Raw genomic sequence first — 664 nt, forward strand, 5'->3', positions numbered from 1 at the left:
TGGTTTTGCTACCATCCCTTTTTTTATTCTAGGCTTTCTCTACGAGTTTCGAGAAGCTTCTTGTAATTCAAATATCTCGTTAATGCCTTTCTTCGCTAGTGCTAACATGGCATTAAATTCGGACTCTTCAAACGCTTCACCTTCAGCAGTGCCCTGAATCTCGATAAAGCCGCCTTTGTCTGTCATGATCACGTTCATATCAGTTTCTGCTTCTGAGTCTTCCGGGTAGTCCAAGTCGAGAACGGGTGTACCTTTGTAGATGCCTACAGAAATCGCCGCAATCTTTTGCTTTAGCGGGATTTCTTTCAGTTTTCCTGCATCTACCAAGCCTTGAAGAGCGTCCATGAGTGCCACGCAGCCCCCAGAGATAGACGCTGTACGAGTACCTCCATCTGCCTGGATAACATCGCAATCGATTTGAATGGTGCGTTCGCCGAGTGCTTTCATATCAACAGCGGCGCGTAATGAGCGACCGATTAGACGCTGAATTTCGACGGTACGACCTGTTTGTTTACCCTTTGCTGCTTCACGGATCATACGTGAACCGGTAGAGCGAGGCAGCATGCCATATTCAGCGGTTAACCAACCTTGTCCTTCACCTTTTAGGAAGCGGGGTACCTTTTCGTCTATTGAGGCAGTACAGATAACTTTGGTGTCGCCAAAC

Annotated in this window: 1 protein-coding gene; it reads right to left on the bottom strand. The window is 47.3% G+C overall.

Annotated elements, in window-relative coordinates; all coding sequences use genetic code 11:
* Positions 1-39 precede the first annotated feature (39 nt).
* Positions 40-664, bottom strand: a 625-nt coding sequence (rph, locus tag A3757_RS24845; protein ID WP_068740494.1) for a ribonuclease PH, incomplete at its 5' end; no start/stop codon positions are given.

It is taken from the genome of Oleiphilus sp. HI0117 (assembly GCF_001635235.1).